This window comes from Prevotella mikamonis (genome assembly GCF_055381405.1).
On the sequence record NZ_AP035785.1, the window covers coordinates 1715083 to 1737500 of the forward strand.

Consider the following 22418-nt stretch of genomic DNA (forward strand, 5'->3'; position numbering starts at 1 on the left):
TACCATAAGCCAGCTATCAATATCTATTTCCTGCTTTCCACATACTGATCATAAATCTGTAGTATAGCTCTTGGATTATCCTCATTCACCACACGGCCGTCAGTATGCTCATCAAGATATTTCCTCAAGTCGGGATTCGTTTTCTTGAGCTTATGCAGCATATATGAATAAAACAAATAATACACGGGCGTTGATTCACCGAACTGCACCCCATATCTCCAAATAAATTTCGTCTTGACACTCTTGCTATTGACTGTCGTATCGGTAGCACGCCATGAATATAGCTTGGCACCATGTTTAGAAACACCTTCCAAACGACAGAACTTCAAACTCTTACGAGGATACATTACTTCTACAGCATCCCAATGCTCTCCATTGGGATAAGCTTTGGTCTTCTGGACATAATCTATACTCTTCACAGTCCTTGTATCATATTCTATCGTCTTCTTATCATTCGGCGAAGATGTTACTGTAAAAGCATTATACTTGCTACTTTTCAAACTATAGTATGATACATCTGCCCACCAACCTCTCCAAATGTATCCTTCAACTACCTCTCCACTCGACAGTGTAAGACGAATGTGCCGGTCTTCTTGGTCTTGAGCTACCACAGACAGGCTCGACACAAGGAATAATAAAAGCATCAAGATTTGTTTATACCATTGTTTCATACACGAAAATATTAAGATTTTACAACATTCATGATATAATGCCACAAATATACGAAAAAAAATGAATTCACAAAACCTATCAAATACAAAAAAGAAAACTATCTGACAATAAATCCCACGTTGGAGGCAGAAACAAAAAAGGAGTTACATTTCTGTAACTCCTTGATTTATATTTTGTAGCGGGGGTGGGACCCGAACCCACGACCTCCGGATTATGAATCCGACGCTCTAACCAGCTGAGCTATCCCGCCATCACAGCTCACAGCAAATGCTGTTTTGCGAGTGCAAAGGTATACAAGTTTTTTGATTACACAAAATTTCACTCTGATTTTTTGTCGCTTTTCTCAGTAATTCTTCATATTTTTGTAGCTGAACAAGTTTTATATCACCCCAACAAGTACATGAAAAAAGAGAAAATAACGATTGAGCACCTGTTGAGTTCTAATTCACCCTCCAACATCTGGGATATAGTGGGGACTGTTCACGGATGGGCGTGTTGGCTTGCAGACGAAGTCAAACAAGAACAAGATGAAATCACTTTCGTATGGGGACAGGTGTGGAGACACCATGAAATACGCAAGGCTCGACTTATCAGCAGTAAAAGTTTCAATGCTATTCGACTTCAATGGGAAGACGAAGAAGACCCAGAAGCTTTTGTTGAAATCAGGATGGAACGCACAGATTTGACAGGGCACTACATGCTCATTATCACAGATTTCGCCGAACCGAGCGACATCGAACAATTGAAAGACATCTGGCAAGACAATCTTTCAAGACTCCACCAAGCCACGGGACTATAATGAGAATACAGTACAGAGCACTGTAAAACAAGCATTCCTGGCATGCCGGTCCTTACAAATAAGGATTGCTTTTACATGATTTTGTTCGTACCTTTGCACCATATAATATGAACACGAACAAGATACAGAATATTAGTCAAGACATTATTGACAAGTATAATGTCCCGGTACCACGATATACCAGCTATCCTCCTGCGAATTATTTCCAAGATTTCACAGAGGCCGACTATCTCAATGCCGTAGATAAATCGAACACTGCGCCAGACAACCATCTGTCGTTCTATTTCCATATCCCTTTTTGTCGGCACTTGTGTCATTATTGTGCATGCAATTCATACAGCATGCAGAAACCAGAAATACTGGCAAGCTATGTGGATGCACTGCACAAAGAGATTGACCTGTTACTCCCCCACTTAAATTCTAACCGTAAGATTTCGCAGATTCACTACGGCGGTGGTACTCCAACAACCCTCGACCCAATGGTAATCAAAGAACTCAACGACCATCTACTTTCACATTTCAACACTATAGACCGGCCAGAGATTGCCATAGAATGCCATCCAGGCTATCTAACACTAGAGAAATGGGAACAACTGGCTAACTGCGGTTTCACCCGCATGAGCATCGGCATACAAGATTTCAACGAGGCAGTACTAAAAACGGTAAATCGCCGACCGACGTGCGAGCCGATAGAGGATGTGGTGGCACTCTTGCGCCAATCGGGCATCAGATTCAATATGGACTTTCTGTATGGACTACCGGGACAAACACCAGAATCGTTTGCCGAGACGATACGCCAAGCCATTGAGCTTCATCCCGACCGACTGGTCACATTCAGCTATGCCCACGTGCCCTGGCTGAAGAAGCAACAACTCATCTTAGAAAAGGCTGGCCTGCCCACTACTTCGGTAAAAGAAAACATCTTCGCAACAGCCAACCAATTGCTACATGAGGCTGGATACAAGAGTGTAGGGCTCGACCATTTCGTCTCGCCAGACGACGAACTCTACATCGCACAACAGAATCATCAGTTGCATCGCAACTTCCAAGGATACTGTACACGCCGTACTACTGCACAAGTCTACGCCTTCGGTGTTACCGGTATCAGTCAGCTCGACGCAGCTTATGCCCAAAACACGAAAAACATTGCTGAATACATAGAGCAGACCAGCTACGGCAAATTGACCATACGTAAAGGATATGCACTTTCGAACGAGGAACGCCTGACACGTGAAGTCATTGAAACATTAATGTGCAACTATCACATTAATTGGCAGGAGATTGCCAACCATACACAAACAAGCGTAGAACAACTGAAAGCAGCCACTGCTTACAACGAGCAAAAACTGCAAGAGTTTGCTGCCGACGGTATTATCCGTTTCGATGAATCGCATCTGGAAATGACCGACGACGCTTCACCAATGGTTCGAAACGTAGCGGCATCACTCGACCCGCTGATGCTAAAATCCAACAAATCATTCTCCAAAGCTATCTAACAACATGCAGAATCAAGCAACTATCAAGCATACCGACGTGGTAGTCATTGGAGCAGGACTCACCGGACTGACCACCGCCTACACCCTCAAACGAAGAGGGATAAACGTACACGTCGTAGAAAAAATGACAAGAATTGGCGGACAAATCCAGACACACCGAATGGGCGACTACATCGTAGAGAGCGGGCCGAATACCGGAGTGGTATCATTTCCAGAGGTTACAGAACTGATGAACGAACTCAAGGAAACTTCTCATGGCACGTGCCTACTCGAACCTGCTGTGAAAGCTGCCAAGCAACGCCTGATTTGGAAAGGCAACCTTTTTCACGTTTTACCTTCCAGTCTTATCGGTGGACTGAAAACTCCGCTGTTCACATGGGCAGACAAGTTCCGAATTCTTGGAGAACCTTGGCGTCGCAAGGGACAGAATCCCGACGAAAGTATAGCAAGCTTAGCCGCCCGCAGACTGGGAAAATCATTCGTAGACTATGCTGTCGACCCATTTATTTCGGGTGTTTATGCCGGTGATGCCAACAAGCTAATCACGCGCTACGCCCTGCCGAAGCTCTATAATCTGGAACAAGACTATGGCAGCTTTATCCGTGGAGCAATGGCCAAGGCCAAGCAGCCCAAAACCGAGCGCGACAGATTGGCTACTAAAGAAGTGTTCTCGGCAGTCGGTGGTTTAGGACAAATTCCAAAAGCCGAAGCTGATTATATAGGTATCGACCATATCTCTTTGGGTGCAACCAATGTAAGAATCTGCCCCGTCGAGGGCCAATGGCAAGTAGAATTCAGCGACCAGCAAGGGCAAGCTGTCACATATCAATGTCGGCAAGTTATCACTACATGTGGAGCTTATGAACTGAGCAATCTGCTACCTTTTATCGAGAGCCAACGCCTGGAGCGCATTACCAACCTGGACTATGCACCTATCATTGAGGTGGGAGTCGGCGTGCGCAATACTGAAGGATTGAATTACAAGGCTTTTGGAGGTCTCATACCTTCGCGCGAGCAAAAAAAGGTTTTGGGCATTCTCTTCCCATCGGCTTGTTTCAAGGGCCGTGCACCTGAGGGTGGTGCACTCTACACTTACTTCATTGGGGGTGTAAAACATGCCGAGATGCTCAATATGAGTGATGATGAGCTGCAAGAACTCGTAGAAGAATACTTCCACAGCATGCTCAAATTTCCGTCGCACATCCACCCTGAGAGCATTCATATTTTCCGCCACTCAAAGGCCATCCCGCAATACGAGGTTTCGAGCGGTGCACGATTCGATGAAGTTGCCCGTCTCGAAAGCAAATATCCGGGACTCATCATTGCCGGCAATCTGCGTGATGGAATCGGCATGGCTCACCGTATCAAACAGGCACGTGATATTGCCACTAACATACAAATACAAAGATGACAAATCCATTCCTTGATATCGTACAAGGCAAGCAAGCCCATCGTCCAGCTGTATGGTTCATGCGCCAAGCTGGCCGTGTGCTTCCGCGCTATCAACAATTACGCCAAAACCATTCCTTTCTGGAGTTGATGACCCAACCCGATTTGGCAGCCAAAGTCACATTGCTCCCCATTGATGATCTAGGGGTAGATGCAGCTATCCTCTTCAGCGACATACTTGTGATACCAATGGCCATGCAAAGCAACGTAGAATGGACAGACAAAGGACCGGTATTCCCCACCCCATTGGCTTTTGTTAAGAATCCATCGACGCTGCTAAAGCCTCAACCAGAGAAACTGGAGTTTGTCTATCGGGCCATCGACCACATCATAGAAACACGTACACCGGGCACTCCCCTCATCGGTTTCTGCGGCGCACCACTCACTACACTCTGCTACATGCTTCAAGGATTGAACTCGCATGCTGGATTCCCCGATGCTATCAAGTTCTTCTACACCCAACCCGAAGAGAGTCGCAAACTGGTAGATGCCATCACAGAACTATGTATACACTATGCCCGACAGCAGGTGCGCCATGGCATTGACGTATTTCAGATATTCGACACACATGCCGGACTCGTACCGACAGAGCTTTATACCGAGCTATTCTTACCGGCAGTGAAGCGTATCACTGAAGCAGTCCGCAGTATGGAATGTCGCGTTATCTTCTTCCCCAAAGGCATCGGGACGGGACTTCCCCTCATTACTCCCGAAGTTTGCGACATCGTAAGCATTGACTGGCAGACCTCCTTGAAGACTGCCCGTCAGCAGCTCCACCCCTCTATTGGCTTACAAGGCAACCTCGATCCACGATTGCTTTATGCCGATTCAGAAACTATCCAAGCTTCACTTGATACATACAAGAGATTCTTCGAACAGCATGGAGCATGGATTTTCAATCTTGGGCATGGCGTATTAGCCGACACTTCTTTTGAAAATCTGAAAGCCGTAGCCACTTGGGTAAAGACATTCTCTACTCCCAAATAACAGAATACACGAAATTATGATAGGATATAAATCAATCAACCATCTGAACACTTCACTCGAAGACCGCGAAGAAAACTTCAAGTTGGAGCGTAATCAAGACGATCAGCCATCGGTTTTCCTGCAAACATGCAACCGAATGGAACTCTACTACGGAGAAGGAGAGATTCCTACCGATGTAGCCAATCACCTTTTCCGCGTAGTCAGTGGACTAGAATCGGCTATTATCGGCGAGCGTGCCGTACAAGGCCAGGTGAAAGATGCCTACATCTCCGCACGCACTCATCATAAACTCCCTGCCGAAATGCACAAGCTCTTCGAGTTTGCCTTACAAGTAGGAAAGCGTGTACGCAATGAAACCGAAATTTCTCACGGTGCTGTAAGCCACAGCCTTGCAGCCATCGAGATTATCGAAGATGCACACATCGACCTCACAGACGCCCGAATCACCATTATCGGTGTCAACAAATTGACAAGCGACATCATCAAGTTTTTACAAAACAAGGGGGCACATCTCGTCTTTCTCGGCAACCGTACCCTTGACAAAGCCCATCGGCTGGCCGACCAATTCGGTATCGAGGTCTTTGCCCTCGACGATAAGCGCAATTTTCTCAAAAATACAGATATCCTTATCAGTGCCACTTCTGCCGATACCACCATCATCAACGAGGATGATATCAACCCCGACCAGCGCATGCTGGCCATCGACTTGGCTTTCCCACGCGATATCGCTCCTGCCATCGGCAACAATCCCAACATCACGCTCTACAACTTGCGGGATGTAGAAAGCAAGGTACAGGCGAATATTTCCATTCGTGAAGACGAAGTGAAGAAAGCCGAAAAAATCATCGAAGAAGAAATAGACGAATTATACGAAACACTCGAAAGGAGAAAAGCATATACCAAATGAACAAGCTCAAAGTCGTAGCACGTGGCAGTAAACTTTCTCAACTGCAAGTAAAAGAGGTCTTCAACAGATTTCCCGAAATAGATTATGACTTGGTCCTCACCCAATCGTATGGCGACTGCAACATGCAAATATCATTGCTCAATGGCACAGCACCAGACGACATGTTCACCCGCGGACTAGACCAGATGATTCTTGAAGGAGAAGCCGATATCGCCATCCACTCGGCCAAAGATCTACCGGACAATCTGGATCCGGACTTAGAGGTTATCGCACTATACGAGGCTTTCGACAAAACAGACTCTCTCGTCAGTCGCAACCACATCAAACTGAACGAACTTCCCGAAGGCAGCAGCATCGGGACTAGTTCACCGTTGCGCAAAGCCGGACTGACAGCATTGCGTCCCGACCTGAAGATAGTTGGTATCCGAGGATGTATCGAGGAACGCATACAGCAGGTTCGTGACGGGAAAATAGACGCCGTTATCGTTGCCACCTGTGCACTGAAGCGACTTGGAATAGAAGACGAAATAGCCGAAGTACTACCTTTCAGCACTCATCCCATGCAAGGGAGATTGGCCATCACAGCCCGTAAAGGCCGTCATGACCTGAAAGAACTGTTTGCAAGAGGCAGCATTCTCAATCAAACAGACGATTAATCCATGCGTACACTCTTCACCGGAACACATTGTCTGAATCCCGACTACATCCATACACCGCTCATAGAGTTGGTAGCACTGGACGACCGTCACGAGATACACGACGCCATTCGGAGTCTCATAAGTTCGGACACTCTGCTTTTCACTAGCAGATACGCAGTCAGATTCTGGCACGAAGCCATGCAAGAGATACATCATTCATGGGGCGGACAACACATTGTTTCTATCGGAGCTGTGACCACACAGAAATTACTTGAACTAGGAGCAAACCATATTGAACAAGCCGTGAAAGACGATTCATACGGTGTCATTGAACATTTTAAAGGCGCTCCACCTCAAGGACGCATTGTTTGCCCACGCTCAGAACGGGCACTCGACATCCTACCCAATGGATTACGACAACTCGGTATCACGTTTTGTCCCGTCATCACTTACCGCAATCGTCTGCCGCTCCATCCTCTCAAAGTCAATCTGGCAGAGATAGACCGCATCATATTTACATCGCCGAGCACCATCGACCATTTCATACAGCTCTACGGCAGTTTGCCTCCAGACAAGACCTACATAACCCGCGGAGCCATTACAGAACAATATTTAAACCAAAGAAGATATGAAAAGATTTAGAATTTACCGCAAAGATCAGGAAACACGCGACAAATATGCCGACGTAGAAGTGAAAGCTGAAGATTTCATCTATCCCTACTTCGTTGTCGAGGGAGAGAATGTAAAAGAAGAGATTGCAACCATGCCGGGAGTATATCGCTTCTCTATCGACACCCTCATCGAAGACATCAAAGAAATCAAGGCACTTGGTATCGACAAAGTATTGCTTTTCGGGGTCATTGCAGACGACTTGAAAGATGAGCGCGGAAGTCTGGCTTATGCCGATGACGCACTTGTTTGTCGGGCCACAACAGCTATCAAGAAGAATGTTCCAGGCATTATGGTTATTACCGATGTATGTCTGTGCGAGTATACCAACCACGGCCATTGCGGACTGCTCCACAACCACGATGTAGAGAACGATTCCACATTACCACTTCTGGCCCAGATGGCTTATGTACATGCCAAAGCCGGTGCCGACTTTGTTGCTCCATCGTCAATGATGGACGGGCAGATAGAGGCGTTGCGTAAAAAACTGGATGAGACGGGCTTGAACAAGACTTGCCGCATCTTGGCCTATTCTGCCAAATATGCTTCGGCATTCTACGGTCCATTCCGCGATGCAGCCGACTCTGCTCCTTCGTTTGGCGACCGCAAGTCATACCAGATGGACTATCGCACCCACGATCAGGGCTTGGAAGAGATTGCAGCCGACATCGAGGAAGGTGCAGACTGGACGATGGTAAAACCCGCCATGCCCTATCTCGACATGATTGCCCGCGGTGTAGAACGCTTCCCCAATATCCCGATGGTTGCCTATCAGGTGAGCGGAGAATACAGTATGCTCAAAGCTGCTGCCAAGCTCAACTATCTCGACGAACCACGTGTTGTATTCGAAAGTCTCATCGCTATCAAGCGTGCCGGCGCTCAGTACATCATTTCCTACTATGCCAAGGAATATATGCAGAAGTGGAACGAACGTTTTAAAATCAAGAAATAAGGAGACTGCATGAACGAAAGAATTAAATCGGCAGCAGCCTTCGAACAGGCTTTGCAAGTCATTCCCGGAGGAGTAAACAGTCCTGTACGAGCTTTGAAAGCCGTAGGGACTACTCCCCTCTTTGTCAAGGAAGCACAAGGAACTTATATCACCGACATCGACGACAATCGGTTCATCGATTTCTGCATGTCGTGGGGTGTATTCATTCTCGGCCATAACAATCCTACCGTCAGCCAAAAAGCTACCGAAGCTGTCATGCGGGGCAGTAGCTATGGCATTCCTACACTGGCAGAAACTACGCTGGCTACCAAGGTACGCGAAGCATTCCCCACAATGGAACGCCTGCGTTTTGTCAACAGCGGTACAGAGGCCACCATGTCTGCCATTCGCGTAGCCCGCGGATTCACGGGGCGCGATATTCTGGTCAAATTCGAAGGATGTTATCATGGCCATGCCGACCATCTCTTGGTGTCTGCGGGGTCAGCCGTTGCCAATATCAGCAATGCTTCATCAGCCGGTGTTCCCGACGGATTCACCAAATATACGGCGGTACTTCCCTATAACGACACCGCAGCCTTGGAGCAATATTTTGCCGAAAACGGCGATAAGGTAGCTGCGCTCATCATCGAACCCGTGGCTTGTAACATGGGCGTCGTTCCGCCTACACGCGAATTTATCGAAGCCACTCGCCGCGTCACCGAACAACATGGTGCCCTGCTCATCTTCGACGAGGTGATTACCGGTTTCCGTCTTGCCCTTGGCGGTGCTCAACAGCGATTTGGTATCAAACCAGATATGACGACCGTCGGAAAAATCGTAGGTGGTGGATTCCCCTGTGCGGCGTTTGGTGGTCGTGCCGACATCATGAAGGTACTCGCCCCCGATGGCCCTGTCTACCAAGCCGGAACATTGAGTGGAAATCCCGTGGCTATGGCAGCCGGAATCGAGACCATTACCCAACTGTCTGCCCCCGGATTCCATGAAGAACTGGAAAAGCGCAGCAACGATTTCTGTGCCCACCTAGAGAAGATTATCGAAGGTAAGGATATCTACCTGAACCATGTGGGCAGTATGTTCACACTCTTCTTCAACACCAAGAATCCTCAAAACTTCAAAGACACCAAACAGAGCGACCAAGCGCGCTTTGCCCGCTACTTCAACCGTATGTTGGAACGTGGCATCTATGTGAGTCCTTCTCAGTTCGAAGGCAATTTCATCTCACAATGCCACACACCAGAGATTCTCGACTACGTATTGAAGTCGATTGAAGAAAGCATCAGTGAGTGATGAGGGGGAGAAGATGAGAGATAAAGGATTAGAGATTATAAACAAATATCTGTTAACTCCAATTATCTCCAGCTATCCCCTAATAACTACCATTTACTACCATTAACTCCTAACAAAAAAGGCCATAATTTACTTATGGCCTTTTTTGTTCTTTCTCGTCCCCTTTCTACTCAAAATAGAATGTCAGCACTATCATCTTACTATGTGCCTTACTCACCGAATTCGTGTAAGGCAACATATTCTTATCCTTGAGTTCGCTTGCATGATTCTTATTCAGACTGTTGGTCAGACTATACAGGAACTTCAGTTCCGGTCGCAACTTAAAGAATGGTAAATAAAAATCGCATCCCAGCCCCACTTCGGCAAACACTTCCGTATTCTTTAATCTCAAATAATCCTGTGCCTTACTGCTCAGATTCATCATCGGAGTCACTCCTGCCATCAGATAAGGACGATGATTACCCGAACGCGGAGCTGCAAAAATCAGGTCGAAAGCCGTAGAGAAATACGCTGTTTTCAATTCCTGTCGTTGTTCGGTAGGCTGCCCATTGGCATCGAGTACTTTCATGTTATGAAAGGTAATATGATGAGAACCGAAATACATAGCAGGAGCTACGCGAAACTGAAAATGCTCGCTCAGCCTCAATTCTCCTAAAACTCCAACGGTAAAGCCTGCATCCCATCGGTCTTGGTCGGTAGTAATCAGCGCATCCACGGTCGTACCATCTTCCTGCACAATCGTCTGCGGACCAACATTAGAGAACTCCAAATCCTGCAAATGTGTACCCACCAACACACCGAAATGGAATGGGCGCAAATCGGTATACGGACGATTCTCCACCACCCGCTGCGCATAGACTTGCTGTATCCCCATCAATAATAGAAATATATAGCTACATATTCTCCTCATATCTTTTTACTAAACGCAGCTACAACCGAATTATTGTACCAACCAAATGGTTTGAGACCGATAAGACACGTCACCTCCGCACATCATTCTATCTTTCTCAGCCATTCTCTCACTTGTTCTGTCATTGGCAATTCATATAGATACAACCAGCCACTATTGTTCGACTTGGCAGCCAAATGGTTATGGTGATTCTGGTCTAACAAATATCCCTTGGGATTATCCATCATGCGTGTTTTCGAATAAACAGATTCTAAATTTGTCCGCATGGTGGTAAACGAATCTACCACATGCCGTACATGCTGTCGGGCAAGTTTTCGCTTCTTATCCCCCTTTGCCATATCAAATTGGTGCAGAGCAAGAATCAGCCTAACAGGATAATTGAACAGTTCTGCGGTCTGTTCGTAAACTTCCAACGTATATCTATTTCGTGTCGCCTGGTTGAGCGCCTTTTTAACTATCTGTATAATCTTCTCATACCTAACAGCATTCTGCTTGGCAGAATCAATCTTTACAGCATATTTCTTACTCCAGGCACCATGTTCAGATATACTTGGAAGCTCTATCAACCTAAAATCCGAAGTTCCCCAGGCAGGATTTCTTCGTCCCGCATCTACCAGAGCATTATCAAAGTAGAAGGCCGATTTCTCCAATAAATCGAGGAATTCCATACATCCTTTTGCCAAACCGAATTCCCGTTGCGCATGTGCCTGTTTAAATTCCGCTACTGTCCTCCCGGTAGGATTCCACCCAAACTCTCCCTGTGCAATAAAATTCCTCCACACAGTCTCCAAATGGGGTGAACCGTCATCCCACGAAGTAGCTAGGATTCCTTCCAACCGATTATCTGCTATCAACCGACTGAAACCTCGGATGTTTTTCGGTTTTTCAGCCCTTGGCATAAACGGCGAATCGCCTGCCGCAGCTGCCGTAGCTCCCATCACCCTAAGCCCCTTGCTTTTATACCACTCCAAAACTTTTCTATGCCCCGGCATGGTTGCATCTCCATAATTCCAGCGCATGTAGATGCAGTCTTTCGGAAACAACCCTACAGCCTCATCCAGCCTTGACAAGTTCCACTTCCGCGCCACTTCCCCTTCACTGTCATTTCCTCTGGCAATATTCCAGACACCTCCATATTTCAGTGGCATATCATCCCAGAAGATGGGGGTACGCCTATGATTCCGGGCAAAATCGCATACATTCCTCAACCAGTACATCTGCAATTCAAAAGCACTCTTACCTGTAGCCTTGCAACGCTCGTCAATACCGATGGCCGTAATCTCGTCTCCCCCCACATGCAGAAACCTCCCGTATGGCATAGCCTCCAAGGCATCCTGATATTGATGATACAGGAATTCATACGTCTGAGGATTAGAAGGACAAAACTCCCAATCACTTTGAGGATTCTCCCGCAACTCCGGATGATGTTTCAAGATAAATGAAGCATGCCCAAGTCCCTGAACCAAAGGACTCAAATCAATATGCCGCTCTTTGGCGTAACGGCTAATCGCTTGCATTTCCTGCTTACTGATGGCATTCGCTGCCCCTACTTCCGGATGACGCTCAAATCTCAACTTGTCCTCAATTTCCCAAATAACTCCATTAATCTTATACCGAGCCAATCGGTCCATCATCCTGTAATAATACTCTATCCGGTCTAGATGATGCTTCGTATCCAGATGCACGGCACGATAAGAAATGGACGGATAGTCCATGACAGACATAGATGGAACAGGGCGATTGCTTTCAAATCCATCTTCCATCAGCTGCTGCATGGTTTGGCATCCATAGAACAGTCCTGTCTCGGTCTTGGCCTTAACCGTTATCCCGTTCCTATCAACCGTTAAGGAATAACCCTCTTCGTTGTCAGGCACGTCTTCTTGCGAAATCAGCAAACGTATTCCCTTTTGCCCGTCTCCCGATTGTCTTCTCAGCCTATCCAACAATGGCGGAAGTGTAGGCATAGTACAATCCTCACATACGATAAATCGAATCTCGTTCACATCCAATCCTTTCTCATCGTCATGAATCACCATTTGCTGGGGCTTGGGAATAATCTCAAAGACCGAATCGGCTATACTATCGCTTACTTGTATAAGCATACAAATCAACAGCGCAAATACTTTCTTACTATTCATCTCGTTTTTTATGGGTATTGATAAGGCATGATTCAGGTGAGTACGATAGGAAATGAATACTGTGTATAGAGAGAAATTAACTTAAATTCTCCAGACCAAAGAAACACAAATATACCATCCCAATATTCACCGGTGACAAAGATATGCAATAATTCTGTATATCAGCAGATTTTACCGTGCGGTTTTACAATTCCACTACTCTTTTCAATGAACGCGAAACTTAAAAACCCAAAAACTCATCAACCCACCAACCCAATTAAGACTTTGTTTAAATAGTAAAAAAACAGATACTCATTTATAGGTATATCAAAATTAAATACTATCTTTGCGACAACAAAATATAGGTATCCTATTACATAGATACGGTATACAAAAACATTATTAAATATAAAAACAAAACATTATGGCTTACGTAATTGGAAACGACTGCATTGCTTGCGGTACATGTATTGACGAATGTCCGGTAGGAGCTATCTCTGAAGGCGATATCTACAAAATCGACGCTGACGCTTGCACAGAGTGCGGTACATGCGCTAGTGTTTGCCCTAACGAAGCTATCACACTTCCATAAGGCATGCAGTCTTAACGATTAAAGATTAAGAGAGCGGCTTTCTTCATATCGAAGGAAGCCGCTCTTGTTTTGCTGTCGGCATAGACTTGCAGCCCGTTTTGCCTATCACCCCCTGCCCAATGACAGCAATATAAACAGCATGAAGGCAAATACGACTTCCCCTTATTATAGAATATTATGCTTGCTTCATAACCCCTCTCATTGACTTACAAACCAAGGACTCATCAACTCAAAAAACTGCAAGGCCTCGGCAGCATCGCTGCAAAAGCCAAACAGCATTACTGCAAAGCCCGAACAGCGATGCTGCCGAGGCCTTGCAGTATTCCGACTACTTCAACTCGTAGCTCACATAAGCAAACTTCTCGGAGTCGGGCGACCAAGAATTGACATTGATAGTGCCTTGACCTCCAAACAGTTCCACGATGGTACGGTCGTTCCGGCCATTGCTCTCCATGAGTCGCAATACCACATTCAGATTAGGCAGATGCTCGTCGGCCTTGATATCCGTCTTGCGGTAACAGATGTAGCACACCCACTTGCCATTGGGCGATACATGCGGAAACCAGGCATACAGGTCGGGCAGTGCAGTCATCTGTGTCTGCTCGCTCCCGTCGGTATTCATCCTCCATATCTGCATGTCGCCCATACGCGAAGAGTTAAACCACATATGCTTGCCGTCGGGAGCATACTCTGGCCCGTCGTTGAGTCCGTCAGCATCGGTAAGACACCGTTCTGGCTCACCATTCAGACGCTTCGTATAGATGGCACGCTTGTCGCCACGGAAAGCGCAATAGGCCACTTCCTGCCCATCGGGACTGATACCATGAAGATAGCTTGGCCCTACGTCGGTAATCCGTACAGGAGTTCCACCCTCGAAAGGTACGCGGAATACCAATGAAGGCCATTGGTCGCTAATGCCAATCCAGCGGCCATCGGGCGAAATCACGTGGTCGTTGTTACAGCCTTTTGCCGACTGGGTATCAATCATGACCGGTTCTTCCTGCGGATTATGGGCTGACAACCGGTACAGGCGACCGTGGGAGTTATAGACTATCCACTTACCATCGGGACTCCAGTTAGGCGCCTCGATGCGATAGGGGAACTCGTGAATCACGCGATGAGTGTCACTCTTGAGGTCGTACACTTCAAGCCGACTTATCACTTCGTCGGCCGAACGCTGCTCTTACAGAGACTGTGCCTGCACAGCAGATGTAGCTAATAAACCTGCCAAAACAAATGAAGTTTTAATCATATCACAACTGATTGATTTCGTTTCTCAGATTGTCTAATCCGCGGAACAGGATGCCCTGCATGCCTACAGCACGAGCACCCTCTACATTCTCTGCCACATCGTCGACAAACACGCACTCATCGGCCTGAAGATTATAGCGTGTCAGCAACAGCCGATAGATTTCGGGAAACGGCTTGATGACGCCCTCGCGCCCGGAAATAACCATTCCTTCCAACTCCTGAAACACGGAAAATTCTTGTTCTACGATGTCGAAAGTCTCCTTCACCCAGTTAGACAGACCATACACATGGTAGCCTTCGCGCTTCAACTCCTTGACATAATCTTCCATGCCGGGCATCAAACCGCTTATCATCTCGCGCCACCTACTGCGATAGGTATAGATGGCGTCGGCCCAATCGGGATGCTGAGCTGCCAGTTCGGCCACTCCCTGCTCGAAGGTCTTGCCGGCATCCATCTGCCGAATCCACGTGTGCGTACAGATATTCGACAAGAACCAGTCGGCCTTGTCGCGACTCCCTAAAAACGAATCGAAGAGGTAATGGGGATTCCAATCCACCAATACCCCTCCGAAATCAAAGACGATATTCTTAATCATACCAAACTTAGAAATAGTAAGCCAGACCTACCTGCCAAGAGTTGTAACGGCCCTTAGCCGTATTGCTGATAGCCTTGCCTGCTGCATCCAGCACATTGATGTCGCCCGTCTTGCCACACACGATATTATACTTGAAACCTACTTCAAGATGCTTCAGCAACGATACACCCGCACCGAGGTTGACACTGAAATTGGATTTCTTCATCTGAAACGTGTTTTGGTAGGACTTGCTGTCAGACCACTTGAATTCATCGTCGCCTACATTGAAGCCGAACTGAGGACCGGCTGCCAAATAGATGCCTGCCAGACTACCCAATCCTATGTTGTAACGCAGATTGACGGGGATGCTGATAGCCTGATTCTTGATTTTCTCACCGTTCACCTCGGCCGAACGCTGGTCGTAAAGGGCGGCTGCATCGACACCTAGACCTACGAGTGGAAGCGTGAACTTGAGCGTAGGGCCGACGTAGAAGCCCGCCTGGTTGGAAGACTGGATGACGTCTTCGCTGAAAGACATTGAGGTGACATTAAGACCACCTTTCAAACCGAATTTAACCTGTGCCTGTGCATTGGTGGCAAAGAGCAGTGCAATAACCACGACTGCTGTAGATAATAATTTTCTCATTGAATCATTCTTCTCTTTAATTAATAATATATGATTTCCTACTCTCGTGCGATTACAAAAATAGCCATTTTCCAGCAACAAGCCATATATTTAACTCTATTTTTGAAGGCAACAAAAAAGGGAATCAAGCCTAATGCCCGTAAGCATCTGGCTTGACTCCCCTTGATTTCTTATCTCCTCCGGCAGTCTGAATATCAATGTCTCTCTCTTCTCACGGTGACTGTAGCCGAGCCAGACGATGCCTTGCTTGCTCCACGTGCACGCCGATTGGTACGCACAGTCGTCGTACGGCTGCGACGATTAGTCTTCTTGACAGTCTTCACTTGCTTCTGGTCGAGCTTGGCAATACTGTCCAACGAATCCTTGCGTGCCCGGTCGCCCCACACACGGCTCTCGAAAGCTGCTATCTCGCGTTCTATACGCTGCTGCTCCTTGCTCATGGCACTGTCTGTAGGACAATACTGTGCCAACGTCTGCCCAAGCATGTTATTGGTCTTATAGATTTTACCCCGATACTGATTCGAGGTAAAGAAGTCGTCTACACTCATCGTCGCAGCATTGTTGACATCGCTGGCCATCATGGTCTGCTTGCTGAGAAACGGTGCTAAATCATCGTACTTCACCCAGAACAACGGATACTTGGAAGGAGTGAAACTGAAGTCGTCGTCGCGCGACATGATAGGACACAACGCCAACACCTTCGTATGGAAGGTGGCTGTAGTCTGGTCGTAATAAGAGGCTTCCTTGATATAGTAAGCCTTCACCTCGCGAGACGGAATGTCGCTGTCATCAATATGGACTCCACGGTCGGTACGCTCGTAATAGATATGATAATTGTCCAGAAAAGCTTTACGATTCACGACAGACGTGTCGCTGAACACCTCGTTACCATCCAATCTATACTCATAAGCACGGATATTGCCGGTCATGAATAGCTTGAAGATGTAGGTAAAGAGATTCATCTGACTGCCTGAAGGCTCTACCGGATAATAAAGTCCGCCGTTGGCAGGATGAGTAAGGTCCAGCTCGCGATAGACATCGCGCCGCCAGACAACATCTTCCTGTGGCCCGACAGAAGTGGGAAAAGAGATTTGGGAACGCAAAGTAGGAGTCTCAGCCATCTTTCTTGCCTGTTCCTGTTGCTGTGCCCTGCGCTTAGGCGACTGTGCATTGACAGCCTGAAAAGAAAGCAGCAGACACACCCATATCAATAAATATCTTGTCATATCGTCTTATATTTGATTTCTAAAAGATTATCGAACAATAATTTCCATGCTGGCCGGCAAACGACGCACGAGTCCATCAGGACCTACAGCCGTGACCCGGTTGATATAGAAGCGGCGATTACGCGACAACTTGCGGAACGTATCACGCTGACGGGCAGAGAACGAAGCACCCTCTGAAGCCATCGGCACGGCATTGCCCATATTGTCGTAGAATACGGTCTCGAAACTCTGTACGCGGAACGGCACGTCGAGGATTCCATCGTCGATGGCAGCACTCACGCTACCCAACGATACAAGGGCAGCCTTGGAGAGCGCTCCGCCACGGAAACGGTCGGAACCTATCTGTAGATAAGCCGCGGGGTCGGGTAGCTTGCGGACTTGGAATGTGAAGCTGCCCATCTGGCGCGAACGCCCATTCTGCGTGGCAGCCACTTGGATAGTGACCTTCTGCCCTATTGTCGTAGGACGAGCTATATAGCGTCCCATACCTATTGAGCGGAATCCACCACCCGACATGGAAGCCGAGACTGCATTGAGCGGCACGCCGGGAATACTGATACTGACAGGATTGTCGTAGCCGGCATAGAGCACATTCATCAAATCGGCTGACACGGTTGCGCTCGGACCGACAACGGTATATTTCTGCAAGAAGTCCTTGCGGATGACATCGCCACGACCATTACGCATAGCGATATAGCCAGAGAAGCTGTGCTCACCGACGCTACCGGCCGCAAAGCGGTAAGTATTCCCGGCAATGCGCTGCCCACCGACATAAATTTCGGGTTGCTGCAAGGTATCTACGGCGGCCATCACAATACGGGCAGAGAACATATCTCCGCTGATAACGGTCTTAGACTCAGGGACAACGTATGCCTCAAGCTTATTGACGCGGAAGTCTTTGAGGTCGACATTGGAAATCAATGTGTGGAGCACTTCGCCCTCGGCATAGCGTACATCGCTCTGCAACTTAGACAGAAGGGTAACAGCCGCAGCCACAGGCATATTCTCGAACATATACTCCTGCCAGTTTTTTCCCATAGCATGGGCTTTCCGAGGAAGGGAGGTAGAAAGATTGCTGGAAATGAGCTGGCGTTGCGAAGAATCGGACACCAACTTCAAAATGCGTTCGCGATAGGAATTGATGGAACGGAAAAGCAGCTTACCACGCCCTGTACCGGGTGACAACATCACCAGGCTGGCAGCTTCCAAGTCTTCCTTATTCTCTATATTCTGCAAGTCGGCATCCTTTCCATCGGCCTCACGCACGATGGCTTCTTTCAGTTCTTGGGCGAAGTTATAGAGCGAATCACTCATCTGCCTGACCTGCGTAGCTTTGGCAAACCACGCCTGTAGCTTCTCAGGATTGTTCTTGGCCTGACTGGCAAAGTTGTCATATAATGCCGAATTCTCCTTTGCCGAGTTGCGAGTGGTGCGGTTCAGGCTTTCCTCTACGATAGAGAAGCCGTTCAACACTTCGGTAGACACGTTCAAAGCCAACAAGGCCATCAACACCACATACATGAGGTTGATCATCTTTTGACGTGGAGATACCGGTCTTTTCTTGATTGCCATTTTCTATAATTGCACTAAAGTGATTGTAAACTAGAGGGGCTGACCACCCGACACAGAGCCGGGAGCTGCTGCGCGCATATTGACAGTCATAGCCTCTATCATACGGGTATAAATCTTGTTGAGCTGCTCGATGTGCTGTGCCATCAACCGACTCTGTTCATTGATTTGGTCGATAGTGCCTATTTGCTGGCTGGCACTCTTCAATTGCATCTCGTAAACCTTGGCAATACCCGTCAGTGTACGGTTGAGATTCTCCATCTCTTCGCTATCGCGAGTAAGTCGGGAACTCTGTTCACCCACCTTACTCAACACCTCTGTCAGTCTCTTCAGCTCATCCACATAATTACTCTGGGCAGTTTCCAGTTCCGGATTCACAGCTACTGATTGAGTCACAGGAGCTACGGCTGTCGGTGTGACAACAGGGGCAGATACTGTTTCGGGATTGCGGACAGGAGTTGCAACAGATGGTTGGGCAGGAGCTTGAACGGTCCCCACATCTTCAAGGCCTTCCAAATACTCAGGCGTCAGATGCACAGGAATATCCCGGCCATCGGCTGTTTTGTCAAACGGACGGTCGAAAGCTGATATGAAAAAGACAAAGACTTCCGTACCCATACCGATAAACAACATGAGATTGGCACCGGGCAAATGGGTTAACTTAAACAATGTTCCCAAAATAACGATAGCAGCTCCCCAACTATATGCGTAGTTCAAGAACGTCTGACCGGGTACGCTATCCATCCACTTCTGCAGACGATAGACAATATTGAGTTTACTATAATTCGACATTATTTCTTATTCTTTTTGGTCGTTGAATTGGCAAGACTACGTACACAGCGGAATCCGATGTACGATCGTGGATGGTTCTGATACTCCCAAGTGCGCCATGCACTGCGGATAAAGCTCTCTGGGTCTTTCCATGAACCGCCTCTCACACTCTTCTTCTTCAGACGATAGGGGTCTTCAGGAGCTGCATTATAAGCCAACTGAGGATTGAGGTCATTCATGGCATCAACACCAGACTCGGTATATACGGTACTGGTCCATTCGGCCACATTGCCGGCCATGTCATACAAGCCGTTGCTATTCGTTCCATACGCCCTTACCTTGCTCGTTATCAGATTGCCATCTTCGGTGTAATTACCTCTATCGGGTTTGAAATTAGCATAGAAACATCCTTTTCCATTCTTCATATCCTGATTGTCCCAAGGAAATTCGTTACCTTCCTTACCACGCGCAGCATATTCCCACTCGGCTTCGGTCGGCAAACGATAACGCTGTATGTAACGTGCTTCGCCACCTATACCTTTCAGCAAATAGTCGGTGCGCCAAGCACAGAAAGCATTGGCTTGCTCCCATGTGACACCCACTACAGGATAGTCATTGTAGGCGGGATTACTGAAGTAATAGCGCAGATACATCTCATTGTCGGAATTTCTGAAATCATTTACCCAACATGTGGTATCGGGATAGATATTCACAATATAAGTATTCAGGAAATCCCAATCATTGGTACGTGGACGATCAATGGTGCGAGAGATGATATTTCCTTCATCATCCACATAAGCTGTATCTTTGGAAATCATCACCACTTCATTAGGGTCGATGTCTACATCAGTATTGTAATTGCGCTCTTGCGGACGAATTCTGTTACGACGCAACGCTGCCGTTGTATAATCGTAGATCTCATACCGATAATTCATCTGACGCCAATCAAGCAATTTTTCACCCGTTACCACATTCGTGGTGTACATGCTTTCGATGGCTCTCAGTTCATCTTCATTCGGTTTGCGAGGCAATGGTTTCTTCCAATTGACACGAGGGGTGATTGGATTGCCATCTTTGTCTTCGGTAATCATATAGCTCTCGTCGCCGGCATAGGCTGGATCTGCCAGACGAGTGCGGAGGATACTGTCGCGAACCCACATCACAAACTGTTTATATTCCGAATTCGTAACCTCGGTCTCATCCATCCAAAAGCCATCTACAGATATATCTTTTACCGGAGTCTGTTTACCCCACAAACTGTCTTGTTTATCAATACCCATGTGGAGAAAACCTCTTTCCACTTTCACCATACCATAGGGGGTAGGCTCATTGAAAGCACGTCCACCTACACCAACCACTTCTCCGCCTTTTCCACCAGACGACAAACTCTTACCACTGAAACAGCCTGTGGCTGTGAGTGTAGTTATCGCAAAACAAAAGGCGATGGTTATATTCTTCATTTTCATATCTACTTATAGTATTCTTACGCTTTGATGTTTGTTCTTACCTTTTTTGACAAGATTGATGTCCATTTGATAACCCACAAATAATTCGTGGCTACCGTTACCTGGCTGAATGGCCGATGTGTAGAGTTCATAACTATATCCCACCACGAAACCATGAAAAGTTCCACCCAGAAGGAATGTCACTGAATTAGTAGGACTATAGGATAGTCCACCATACATCATCCTCTCTTGATTCGTATAGACCAGCCTACTGGTAATATCACCTCGGTAGGCAGTTCCGTCCGTACGCATCAAGCCCGATAACTTCATAGTAAGAAACGGATTCCTAAATTGAATATTGTATCCAGCTGTCAAATAAAAAGTAGGGTCTATCTTTAATTCATTTGTCGTTCCCAAGCGGACTGTTGCGGCATTGAGATGCAGCACCGATATCCCAGCATACCAAGTACCATGATCATAATATGCGCCCACGCCTAAATCCAGTCCGTTACCATTTACATCTGTCTTTGCAAAGACCGAATCGTTAGGGTCTTCAACATCTAGTTTGCTTCCCTCGAACTTCTCGCTCAGCATACCGGCTTGCACACCAACACCTAAATTTCCACCTGCCAGCTTACGTCGATAGGCATACTGCACAGCTAATCGCTGATGGGTGAACAGACCTAATTGGTCACTCATAAACTGTACACCAGCGCCATGATAGCTACGCGCCCAATAAAAGGGAATATCGGCAGCTGCATACAATGTACGGGGATTGTTCTCATAGCCAACCATATCAAGAGCATAGGCAGCCGTAATGTTTAATTTGGATTGCTTTCCCACAGCTGCGGGGTTAAACGATGGTTCCATATCAAAATAGTGACTGAACGACACATCGTACTGAGCCATAGCCAATTGAACCACGGAAAAGAAAGACAATAATATGATATAGAATCGCTTTTGCACGATTCTATAACGCAGACACCTTATTATTATTGTAGAAAGGAATCTAAAAAGGCCGACTGATTAACTCAGCCGACCTTATCTACATTTAATTAATATTCATCATCATTCCACAAGAAGTCGTCCTTGGAAGGATAATCAGGCCAAAGATCTTCTATACTTTCATAGACATCACCTTCGTCCTCAATCTCCTGCAAATTCTCCAATACCTCCAGTGGAGCACCAGAACGAATTGCATAATCAATCAACTCATCCTTTGTTGCTGGCCAAGGTGCATCCTCTAACTTAGAAGCCAATTCGAGTGTCCAATACATATTCTTTTGCGTTTTATCGTTAACAATTTCGCGTGCAAAAATAGCAAAATTCTTCTTATTCCCAAGTATTTTATATACTATTTTACATATAAGACACTATAAGGTATGAATTTAAACTTTATTGTAACAGAAAGCAGTTTCTTACATTAATAATTCACACGATATACTCGTTTAAAATGGGAC

General features: G+C 46.8%; 22 protein-coding genes and 1 tRNA gene. 10 read left to right on the forward strand and 13 right to left on the reverse strand.

Annotated features, from left to right (window positions below; genetic code table 11):
• Window positions 1-23: 23 nt before the first annotated feature.
• The gene (locus ACZ42L_RS07315; protein WP_464715695.1) at window positions 24-644 is read right to left on the reverse strand and encodes a hypothetical protein; all 621 of its coding nucleotides are present in this window, start codon (window positions 642-644) and stop codon (window positions 24-26) included.
• 204 nt (window positions 645-848) lie between these two features.
• Window positions 849-922: transfer RNA gene (locus tag ACZ42L_RS07320), tRNA-Met, on the reverse strand.
• A 150-nt stretch (window positions 923-1072) separates the two neighbouring features.
• Between ACZ42L_RS07320 and ACZ42L_RS07325 the strand changes: the two genes are divergently transcribed.
• The 9 genes from ACZ42L_RS07325 to hemL all read left to right on the forward strand — a co-directional run bounded on the left by ACZ42L_RS07325 (window position 1073) and on the right by hemL (window position 9856).
• On the forward strand, window positions 1073-1471 hold the full coding sequence (locus ACZ42L_RS07325; protein WP_464702171.1) for an START-like domain-containing protein: 399 nt from the start codon (window positions 1073-1075) through the stop codon (window positions 1469-1471).
• Between the two features lie 131 nt (window positions 1472-1602).
• Entirely contained in the window at window positions 1603-2967 is a 1365-nt protein-coding gene (gene hemN / locus ACZ42L_RS07330) for an oxygen-independent coproporphyrinogen III oxidase (RefSeq protein ID WP_464716990.1), read from the forward strand.
• Window positions 2968-2971: 4 nt separating this feature from the next.
• Window positions 2972-4378 (forward strand): protoporphyrinogen oxidase, encoded by a 1407-nt coding sequence (gene hemG, locus ACZ42L_RS07335; RefSeq protein WP_464715696.1) that lies wholly within the window; start codon window positions 2972-2974, stop codon window positions 4376-4378.
• Window positions 4375-5403, forward strand: a complete 1029-nt coding sequence (gene hemE, locus ACZ42L_RS07340; protein WP_464715697.1) for a uroporphyrinogen decarboxylase — start codon at window positions 4375-4377, stop codon at window positions 5401-5403. Before hemG ends, hemE begins: the two co-directional genes overlap by 4 nt.
• 16 nt (window positions 5404-5419) lie before the next feature.
• On the forward strand, window positions 5420-6310 hold the full coding sequence (gene hemA, locus ACZ42L_RS07345; RefSeq protein ID WP_464702176.1) for a glutamyl-tRNA reductase: 891 nt from the start codon (window positions 5420-5422) through the stop codon (window positions 6308-6310).
• Window positions 6307-6966, forward strand: coding sequence for a hydroxymethylbilane synthase (hemC, locus tag ACZ42L_RS07350; protein WP_464715698.1), 660 nt, complete (start codon window positions 6307-6309; stop codon window positions 6964-6966). Before hemA ends, hemC begins: the two co-directional genes overlap by 4 nt.
• 3 nt (window positions 6967-6969) lie before the next feature.
• Window positions 6970-7590 (forward strand): uroporphyrinogen-III synthase, encoded by a 621-nt coding sequence (locus ACZ42L_RS07355; RefSeq protein WP_464715699.1) that lies wholly within the window; start codon window positions 6970-6972, stop codon window positions 7588-7590.
• Window positions 7577-8569 (forward strand): porphobilinogen synthase, encoded by a 993-nt coding sequence (gene hemB / locus ACZ42L_RS07360; RefSeq protein ID WP_464715700.1) that lies wholly within the window; start codon window positions 7577-7579, stop codon window positions 8567-8569. Before ACZ42L_RS07355 ends, hemB begins: the two co-directional genes overlap by 14 nt.
• A gap of 9 nt (window positions 8570-8578) precedes the next feature.
• Window positions 8579-9856: a glutamate-1-semialdehyde 2,1-aminomutase gene (hemL, locus tag ACZ42L_RS07365; RefSeq protein ID WP_464715701.1), complete on the forward strand. Its 1278-nt coding sequence runs from the start codon at window positions 8579-8581 to the stop codon at window positions 9854-9856.
• 166 nt (window positions 9857-10022) lie between these two features.
• On the opposite strand, the gene porT is transcribed toward hemL, so the two are convergent.
• Complete coding sequence (gene porT / locus ACZ42L_RS07370; protein WP_464697811.1) at window positions 10023-10766, reverse strand: type IX secretion/gliding motility protein PorT/SprT; 744 nt, start codon at window positions 10764-10766, stop codon at window positions 10023-10025.
• Window positions 10767-10849: 83 nt separating this feature from the next.
• Entirely contained in the window at window positions 10850-12904 is a 2055-nt protein-coding gene (locus ACZ42L_RS07375; RefSeq protein ID WP_464715702.1) for a family 20 glycosylhydrolase, read from the reverse strand.
• Between the two features lie 403 nt (window positions 12905-13307).
• On the opposite strand from ACZ42L_RS07375, the gene ACZ42L_RS07380 reads away from it, so the two are divergent.
• Entirely contained in the window at window positions 13308-13475 is a 168-nt protein-coding gene (locus ACZ42L_RS07380) for a DUF362 domain-containing protein (protein WP_036898432.1), read from the forward strand.
• A gap of 328 nt (window positions 13476-13803) precedes the next feature.
• Here the strand turns inward: ACZ42L_RS07380 and ACZ42L_RS07385 are convergent, their stop codons facing one another.
• The 9 genes from ACZ42L_RS07385 to ACZ42L_RS07425 form a co-directional block, all read right to left on the reverse strand.
• A complete protein-coding gene (locus ACZ42L_RS07385) occupies window positions 13804-14637 on the reverse strand; it encodes a TolB family protein (RefSeq protein ID WP_464715703.1) in 834 nt (277 codons plus the stop codon).
• A 91-nt stretch (window positions 14638-14728) separates the two neighbouring features.
• Window positions 14729-15322, reverse strand: a complete 594-nt coding sequence (locus ACZ42L_RS07390; protein ID WP_464715704.1) for an HAD family hydrolase — start codon at window positions 15320-15322, stop codon at window positions 14729-14731.
• A 7-nt stretch (window positions 15323-15329) separates the two neighbouring features.
• Window positions 15330-15947 (reverse strand): porin family protein, encoded by a 618-nt coding sequence (locus ACZ42L_RS07395; RefSeq protein WP_464697822.1) that lies wholly within the window; start codon window positions 15945-15947, stop codon window positions 15330-15332.
• A gap of 194 nt (window positions 15948-16141) precedes the next feature.
• Window positions 16142-17173: a type IX secretion system ring subunit PorN/GldN gene (gene porN / locus ACZ42L_RS07400; protein WP_464715705.1), complete on the reverse strand. Its 1032-nt coding sequence runs from the start codon at window positions 17171-17173 to the stop codon at window positions 16142-16144.
• 27 nt (window positions 17174-17200) lie between these two features.
• Window positions 17201-18745 (reverse strand): type IX secretion system motor protein PorM/GldM, encoded by a 1545-nt coding sequence (gene porM, locus ACZ42L_RS07405; protein WP_464715706.1) that lies wholly within the window; start codon window positions 18743-18745, stop codon window positions 17201-17203.
• A gap of 30 nt (window positions 18746-18775) precedes the next feature.
• Entirely contained in the window at window positions 18776-19534 is a 759-nt protein-coding gene (gene porL / locus ACZ42L_RS07410; RefSeq protein ID WP_464715707.1) for a type IX secretion system motor protein PorL/GldL, read from the reverse strand.
• The gene (gene porK / locus ACZ42L_RS07415) at window positions 19534-20979 is read right to left on the reverse strand and encodes a T9SS ring complex lipoprotein PorK/GldK (RefSeq protein ID WP_464715708.1); all 1446 of its coding nucleotides are present in this window, start codon (window positions 20977-20979) and stop codon (window positions 19534-19536) included. Before porK ends, porL begins: the two co-directional genes overlap by 1 nt.
• A gap of 6 nt (window positions 20980-20985) precedes the next feature.
• Entirely contained in the window at window positions 20986-21924 is a 939-nt protein-coding gene (locus ACZ42L_RS07420; protein ID WP_464715709.1) for a PorP/SprF family type IX secretion system membrane protein, read from the reverse strand.
• An 89-nt stretch (window positions 21925-22013) separates the two neighbouring features.
• The gene (locus ACZ42L_RS07425; RefSeq protein ID WP_036898451.1) at window positions 22014-22235 is read right to left on the reverse strand and encodes a DUF2795 domain-containing protein; all 222 of its coding nucleotides are present in this window, start codon (window positions 22233-22235) and stop codon (window positions 22014-22016) included.
• Window positions 22236-22418: the final 183 nt, after the last annotated feature.

What these genes read in the sequence shown, in the direction of transcription:
- ACZ42L_RS07315 (WP_464715695.1), bottom strand. Translation starts at nt 644, where the DNA reads ATGCTTTTATTATTCCTTGTGTCGAGCCTGTCTGTGGTAGCTCAAGAC.
- ACZ42L_RS07325 (WP_464702171.1), top strand. Translation starts at nt 1,073, where the DNA reads ATGAAAAAAGAGAAAATAACGATTGAGCACCTGTTGAGTTCTAATTCA.
- hemG (WP_464715696.1), top strand. Translation starts at nt 2,972, where the DNA reads ATGCAGAATCAAGCAACTATCAAGCATACCGACGTGGTAGTCATTGGA.
- hemE (WP_464715697.1), top strand. Translation starts at nt 4,375, where the DNA reads ATGACAAATCCATTCCTTGATATCGTACAAGGCAAGCAAGCCCATCGT.
- hemA (WP_464702176.1), top strand. Translation starts at nt 5,420, where the DNA reads ATGATAGGATATAAATCAATCAACCATCTGAACACTTCACTCGAAGAC.
- hemC (WP_464715698.1), top strand. Translation starts at nt 6,307, where the DNA reads ATGAACAAGCTCAAAGTCGTAGCACGTGGCAGTAAACTTTCTCAACTG.
- ACZ42L_RS07355 (WP_464715699.1), top strand. Translation starts at nt 6,970, where the DNA reads ATGCGTACACTCTTCACCGGAACACATTGTCTGAATCCCGACTACATC.
- hemB (WP_464715700.1), top strand. Translation starts at nt 7,577, where the DNA reads ATGAAAAGATTTAGAATTTACCGCAAAGATCAGGAAACACGCGACAAA.
- hemL (WP_464715701.1), top strand. Translation starts at nt 8,579, where the DNA reads ATGAACGAAAGAATTAAATCGGCAGCAGCCTTCGAACAGGCTTTGCAA.
- porT (WP_464697811.1), bottom strand. Translation starts at nt 10,766, where the DNA reads ATGAGGAGAATATGTAGCTATATATTTCTATTATTGATGGGGATACAG.
- ACZ42L_RS07375 (WP_464715702.1), bottom strand. Translation starts at nt 12,904, where the DNA reads ATGAATAGTAAGAAAGTATTTGCGCTGTTGATTTGTATGCTTATACAA.
- ACZ42L_RS07380 (WP_036898432.1), top strand. Translation starts at nt 13,308, where the DNA reads ATGGCTTACGTAATTGGAAACGACTGCATTGCTTGCGGTACATGTATT.
- ACZ42L_RS07390 (WP_464715704.1), bottom strand. Translation starts at nt 15,322, where the DNA reads ATGATTAAGAATATCGTCTTTGATTTCGGAGGGGTATTGGTGGATTGG.
- ACZ42L_RS07395 (WP_464697822.1), bottom strand. Translation starts at nt 15,947, where the DNA reads ATGAGAAAATTATTATCTACAGCAGTCGTGGTTATTGCACTGCTCTTT.
- porN (WP_464715705.1), bottom strand. Translation starts at nt 17,173, where the DNA reads ATGACAAGATATTTATTGATATGGGTGTGTCTGCTGCTTTCTTTTCAG.
- porM (WP_464715706.1), bottom strand. Translation starts at nt 18,745, where the DNA reads ATGGCAATCAAGAAAAGACCGGTATCTCCACGTCAAAAGATGATCAAC.
- porL (WP_464715707.1), bottom strand. Translation starts at nt 19,534, where the DNA reads ATGTCGAATTATAGTAAACTCAATATTGTCTATCGTCTGCAGAAGTGG.
- porK (WP_464715708.1), bottom strand. Translation starts at nt 20,979, where the DNA reads ATGAAAATGAAGAATATAACCATCGCCTTTTGTTTTGCGATAACTACA.
- ACZ42L_RS07425 (WP_036898451.1), bottom strand. Translation starts at nt 22,235, where the DNA reads ATGTATTGGACACTCGAATTGGCTTCTAAGTTAGAGGATGCACCTTGG.